Here is a 6,402-nt window from a genome sequence, read left to right on the forward strand (position 1 = left end):
CGCCCTCGACGCCGGTGACCCGCACTCGGCCGCCACCACGCTCCGGCGGGCGCTCGCGCTGTGGCGCGGACCGGCACTCGCCGATCTGCCGGAGCGGGACGCGGCCGCCGCCCGCGCCGAGGCGCTGCGGCTGGCGGCGCTGCACCGCCGGATCGACGCCGACCTCGCCTGCGACCGCCCGGCGGACGTCGTTCCGGAGCTGCGCGAGCTGGTCGCGGACCATCCGCTCGACGAAACGTTCCATGCGCAGCTGATCCGCGCGCTGCGGGCCGCCGGGCACTCGGCCGACGCCCTCGCCGCGTACGAGGAGGTCCGCGAACTCCTCGCCGACCGGCTCGGCACCGACCCGGGGGCGGAGCTGCGGGAGCTGCACCGGCAGCTGCTGCTGGGCGGGCCGGTGCCGCCGACCGGCCCCACGCCACCGCCGGGACCCCTGGCCGCCGACCGCGCCCCGGGCGGTGCCTCGGATCACGGCCGCGACCCTGATGCGAGCCGTGCGGCGGATCACGGCGCCTCGGGCCGCGCCCCCGAACGGGAGCCGCGCCCCGCCCCGCCCCCGGCGCCGCCCGGCAACCTCCGGGCCCGCCTCACCAGCTTCGTCGGCCGTCAGAGCGACATCGGCGCCCTCCGCAAGGACCTGGACCGCGCCCGGCTGGTCACGCTCACCGGACCGGGCGGGTCCGGCAAGACCCGGCTGTCCGAGGAGACCGCCGCGACCGCGACGGCCGCCTACCCGGATGGCGTCTGGGTGGTCGAACTCGCCTCGCTGGACGACTCCTCCGCCGTACCCGGCGCCGTCCTGAGCGCCGTCGGCCGCCGCGAGACGACGCTGCTCGCCTCCGGGCTCGAAGGCCGGACCGGCGGGGCGGACCCCGTCGACCCGGCCACTCGCCTGGTCGAGTACTGCGCCGACCGCCGTCTGCTGCTCCTGCTCGACAACTGCGAGCACGTCATCGACACCGTGGCCCGGCTCACCGAGGCGCTGCTGGCGCGCTGCCCGGGCGTGACCGTGCTGGCCACCAGCCGGGAGCCGCTGGGCGTGCCCGGCGAGACCGTACGGCCGGTGGAACCGCTGCCGCCCGCCCCCGCCCACCAGCTGTTCGCCGAGCGCGCCGCGACCGTACGGCCCGGCTTCGACCCGGCCGGGGACCCGGACACGGCGGCGGCGGTCGCGGAGATCTGCCGCCGCCTCGACGGACTGCCGCTGGCGATCGAGCTGGCCGCGGCCCGGCTGCGGCTGCTGACCCCGCGGCAGATCGCCGACCGTCTCGACGACCGGTTCCACCTGCTGACCAACGGCAGCAGGACCGCCCTGCCGCGCCAGCAGACCCTGCGGGCGGTGGTCGACTGGTCCTGGGACCTGCTGGACGAGCGGGAACGCACCGTGCTGCGCCGGGTGTCGGTCTTCGCGGGCGGATGGGGCCTGGCCGCGGCGGAGGCGGTCTGCGCGGACGCGGCGGAGGCGGTCTGCGCGGACGCGCCGGGGCGTGAGGACATACGCGCCGGGGCATGCGCCCCCGCGCACGCTCCCGCACACTCCGGCGCCCCCATCGCGCCCCCGGAGGTGCTCGATCTGCTCGGGGCGCTGGCCGACAAGTCCCTGCTGGCCGTGGACCACCCGCCGGGTGCCCGGACCGCGGTGGAATCGGCCGAGGGGGCGGACGAGACGGCGGACGAGACGGCGGGCGGGCCGATGGGCGAGGCCCGCTACCGCATGCTGGAGACGATCCACGAGTACGTCAGCGAGCGCGCCACCGAGGACGCCGCCGCCCGGGCCGACCACGCCGCCGCCTCGGCCCGGCACATCGCCCACTTCCGGGACTTCGCGCGCGCCGCCGAGCCGCGGCTGCGCTCCGCCGAACAGCTGCCCTGGCTGCGCCGCGTCGAGACCGACCTCGACAACATCCGGGCCGCCCTGCACCGCTCCCTGACCGCCCGCGACGAGGACACCGCGTTCGCGATCATCCTCGCGATGGGCTGGTTCTGGTGGCTGCGCAACTACCGCGACGAGGGCGCCGCCTGGGCCGACCGGGCCCTGTCCCTCGGCCGCGGCCCGCACGGCGGACAGGACGGCGAGGGAGGCGGCGAAGGGAACGACGGCCCGGCGGTGGACGTCCCGCCATCCGCCCCGGACGGCATCGACGGCGACGACCCCGCCGTCACCCGCTACTGGCACGCCATGGACGTGCGGCTGCTGCGGTTCTTCATGCTCGCCGACACCGGTCACAGCCCGGACGTGAAGGACCCCAGGACACGGCTGATCGCCCAGCGCATCCGGGACGCCTACGACAGCCATCCGGGCCCGCGCAGCGCCCGCTTCCCCGGTCTGCTGTGGCCGTTCGCCGGGTACATCCTCGACGGCCACACCGCGGTGCTCCCCCTGATGGGCGAGGCGGTGGTCAACTGCCGCGAGTACGGCGACGACTGGTCGCACGGCGTCGCGCTGATGTTCCGTATGCACCTCTCCATCGACTCGTCGAGCGGCATGGAGCGCGCCGAAGCGGACTACGCCAAGCTGCGCGAGCTGAGCACCCGCGTCGGCGACCGCTGGATGCTCGCCCAGGTGGAGAGCGCCGGGGGCGAGATGGCCACGCTGCGCGGCCGGCTCACCGAGGCGCGGGCCGCCTTCGAGGAGGCGCAGCGGCTGGCCCGGGAGATCGGCGCGCACACCGAGGTGCCGTTCCTCATCACCCGGCTGGCCGACCTCGCCCTCAACTCCGGTGACATCGAGGGCGCGGTGAAGCTGCTGGAGCAGTCCGAGCAGGAGGCCGAGCGCTGGGGCGTCCTGGACGTCCAAGGCTTCAACGGTTCGCTGCGCGGCCACATCGAGCTGCTGCGCGGCGATCCGGCGGCGGCGCGAGCGTGCTGCGAGGACGCCCGGCGGCGGGCGGCGAAAGCGACCCCGCCCCCGCTGTTCTGGGTCGTGCTCCAGGGGCTGGAGGGCCGGATCAGCGCCGAGGAGGGCGATCCGTGGGGCGGCCTGCGCATGCTGCGCGACACCCTGCGCAAGGGCGTCGAGGCGGGCTGTACGGAGGCGCTGCTCGCCGAGCAGGCGGAGTCGGCCGCGCACATCCTGGTGCGCCACGGACAGGAACGGCTCGCCGTCCGGCTGCTGGGTGCGGCCGACGGCTGGCGCGGGCGGCTGCCGCGCACCCCGCTGGCGCTCGCGGAGGCCCGGGAGACCGAGGCGCGGGCGGCCGTGGGGCTGGGCCCCGCCGCGACCGGGGAACTGCGCGACCAGGCCACGGCGCTGACCGCCGAGGAGGCGATAGCCCTGTTCGACGAGGTCCTGGCCGCATCCGAAGCCGAGGCCACCCGCTGATCCGGGGCAACGGAAAACAGGGGGCGCATACGTTCACCCGCACGGGGAAAACGCGCACCACGGACCCGGAACGTCTGAGCGAACCCCGGCCCGCATCCCTTGAGAGCCGGCCGTCCGCCGGGCAGCACGCACCCGGCGAACGGATCGATTAGGAACCGAACGGATCGATCAGGAACCGATCAGAAGATCGACCAGAAAAGGTGGCTCCCCCCGGTCACCCCACCGGCCGCGACCGCAGCCCGTCCAGCAGGATGTCCAGCAGCCGGGCCGACGCCGCGGCCTGCTGCGCCGCGTCCGGCAGCGACGGCGCGGCCGTGGCGATCACCAGCAGCACATCGGCGACCGTGACGTCCGGGCGCAGCTCGCCCGCCGCCCGGGCCCGCTCCACCAGTTGCCCGACGACCTGGAGCAGCGCTGCCGCCCCCGCGTCGTCCGGCTCGTCCTGCGGAATGCCCGGTTCTTCGACCAGCCGCAGCTCCGGCTGCGCGGCACCGGCCGACGGCAGCGCACCACCAGACGGCAGCGCACCACCGGACGGCAGCACACCGCCCGACGGCACCACACCGGCCGGCTGCGCCGGGCCGGCTAACGCCACCTGCCGCTGCTGCGGAACCCGGATCTCCGGCTCCGCGTCGACCCCGACCCGCAGCACCTGCGGCGGCAGCAGCCGGCCCGCGCCGGACGCCACCGAGGTGCGCAGGAACCGGGCCAGCGCGGACCACGGCTCGTTCTCCTGCCCGAGCGCCGCCCGGGCCTGATCGGTCAGCCTCGCCGTCTCCTCCTCCGCTATGCGGCGGACGAGGACGTCCTTGCTGGGGAACCGCCGGTAGACGGTGCCCACCCCGACCCGCGCGCGCCGCGCGACGTCCTCCATCGGAGCCCCGTACCCCAGCTCACCGAAGACCTCGCGCGCCGCCCGCAGGACGTGTTCCAGATTGCGCTGCGCGTCCACGCGCAGCGGAGTGCTCCGGCCGCCGTTTCCGTCCGAGGACGCGACGGCTGCGGACCATGACGAACCCTGAAGGTGCATAAGTGATCCCCCGGTAATGACGTCTCCCCCCGGAGACTCCCCGCCCTGTCAGTCGGGGCAGTCACAACCCCGACGAAGTACGAACATAGTTGAGCGCAGGTCAAGAATGAAGAGGGTAGGTCGGGACAGACCGTCCCCCAACCGGACCACCAGGCCACCTTACCCCGCATCCCAGGCCGCCCCGGCCCCCGTGACCATAGTCTGACCTGCGCACATTCCCCACTCGGCACCATGGACCGGCCCCGGGGCATCTCCGGACCTCCGGTCACACAATTCGTCGGGGCTGTGGACAAACCGCGGTCGCGGATGCCTCATGGGAGGGTGAAGGAACCAGCGCGCATTCTCGTTGTCGGCGGCGGCTACGTCGGGATGTACACCGCGCTGCGCCTCCAGCGGAAGCTCAAGCGGGAGCTGAGGCACGGCGCCGTACAGGTCATCGTGGTCGACCCCGAGCCGTATATGACCTACCAGCCGTTCCTGCCGGAGGCCGCGGCCGGATCGATCTCGCCCCGCCACGTCGTGGTGCCGCTGCGGCGCGTCCTCGGCGACTGCCAGGTCATCATCGGCGAGGCGACCGCGATCCATCACGGCAAACGCACCGCGACCATCAGAACCCTCGCCTCCGAGGAGGAGGGCACAGGCTCGATCGAGGTCCACTACGACGAGCTGGTGCTGGCGCCCGGATCCGTCTCCCGCACCCTCCCGGTCCCCGGCCTCGCCGAGACCGGCATCGGCTTCAAGACCGTCGAGGAGGCCATCGGGCTGCGCAACCACGTCCTCGAACAGCTCGACATCGCGTCCTCCACCCGCGACCCCGACGTCCGCGACTCCGCGCTGACCTTCGTGTTCGTCGGCGGCGGGTACGCGGGCGTCGAGGCCCTCGGCGAACTGGAGGACATGGCCCGGTACGCGGTCCGCTATTACCACAACATCGCGCCCGAGGACCTGAAGTGGATCCTCGTCGAGGCCACCAACCGGATCCTCCCGGAGGTCGGCGAGGAGATGGGCACGTACGCGGTCCGCGAGCTGCGCAGCCGCAACATCGACGTACGGCTGGAAACCCGCCTCGACTCCTGCCAGGACCGGATCGCCGTACTGAGCGACGGCTCGCGCTTCCCCACCCGCACCCTCGTGTGGACCGCGGGCGTCAAACCCTCGCCCATCCTCGCGGCCACCGACCTCCCGCTGAACGACCGCGGCCGCCTCACCTGCACCGCCGCGCTCCAGGTGGACGGCGTGGAGCACGCCTGGGCCGCCGGGGACGCCGCGTCCGTGCCGGACCGTACGGCCGCCGAGCCCGGCGCCGTATGCGCCCCCAACGCGCAGCACGCCGTCCGCCAGGCCAAGGTCCTCGCCGAGAACCTGCTCGCCTCGCTCGACGGCCGCCCCCTCACGGACTACGAGCACAAGTACGTCGGCTCCGTGGCCTCCCTCGGCCTCCACCGGGGCGTCGCGCACCTCTACGGCCGCAAGGCGAAGGGCTATCCGGCCTGGTTCATGCACCGCGTCTACCACCTCAGCCGGGTGCCGACCTTCAACCGCAAGGCCCGGGTGCTGGCCGAATGGATCCTGTCCGGGCTGTTCAAACGCGAGATCGTCTCGCTCGGATCGCTGGAGAACCCGCGCGCGGAGTTCAAGCTCGCCGCGGACACCGGACGCCATCCCGAAGCCAGTTGACCCCGCCGGGGCGGAGCCGGGAACTCCCCTCCCACGAACGGCGTCTCACGTATGTCAGTCCGGTCGGCCACACTGGACGTGTGACCATGGGTGGGCTCGTATCTGCAAAGAGTGACAATCGCGAGGATTCGGAAGTTTGCTGCATTCCCCCGGGGGCCGTCCCCCGCACCCGCATCCCTCTCCCCGATCCCGCGCCGGCGCGCTGCTCAGCCACCACCCCACGAGGTAATCCGCAGTGAACTTCACGCGCTGGAGCGCCCGGCTCCCCCGTACGCAGCGACGCACCGCCGCGCGGTCCGACCGTGCCGCGCGGCGTCCGCAGCCCGCCACGGGCGGCGGCTCCGTCCCGGCCGCCCGCGGTGAGCGCACCGAC

At 74.1% G+C, this 6,402-nt stretch carries 3 protein-coding genes; 2 read left to right on the forward strand and 1 reads right to left on the reverse strand.

Annotated features, from left to right (window positions below; all coding sequences use genetic code 11):
• A partial coding sequence (locus tag EEJ42_RS35590) for an ATP-binding protein (protein WP_148082144.1) occupies positions 1-3,322 on the forward strand: 3,322 nt, incomplete at its 5' end.
• 214 nt (positions 3,323-3,536) lie between these two features.
• Here EEJ42_RS35590 and EEJ42_RS35595 read toward each other — a convergent pair.
• A complete protein-coding gene (locus tag EEJ42_RS35595; protein WP_123106340.1) occupies positions 3,537-4,352 on the reverse strand; it encodes a TetR/AcrR family transcriptional regulator in 816 nt (271 codons plus the stop codon).
• Between the two features lie 306 nt (positions 4,353-4,658).
• Between EEJ42_RS35595 and EEJ42_RS35600 the strand changes: the two genes are divergently transcribed.
• Positions 4,659-6,029 (forward strand): NAD(P)/FAD-dependent oxidoreductase, encoded by a 1,371-nt coding sequence (locus EEJ42_RS35600; RefSeq protein WP_184503435.1) that lies wholly within the window; start codon positions 4,659-4,661, stop codon positions 6,027-6,029.
• The last annotated feature ends 373 nt before the right edge of the window (positions 6,030-6,402 follow it).

Source organism: Streptomyces botrytidirepellens (assembly GCF_003721215.1).
GTDB lineage: Bacteria > Actinomycetota > Actinomycetes > Streptomycetales > Streptomycetaceae > Streptomyces > Streptomyces himastatinicus.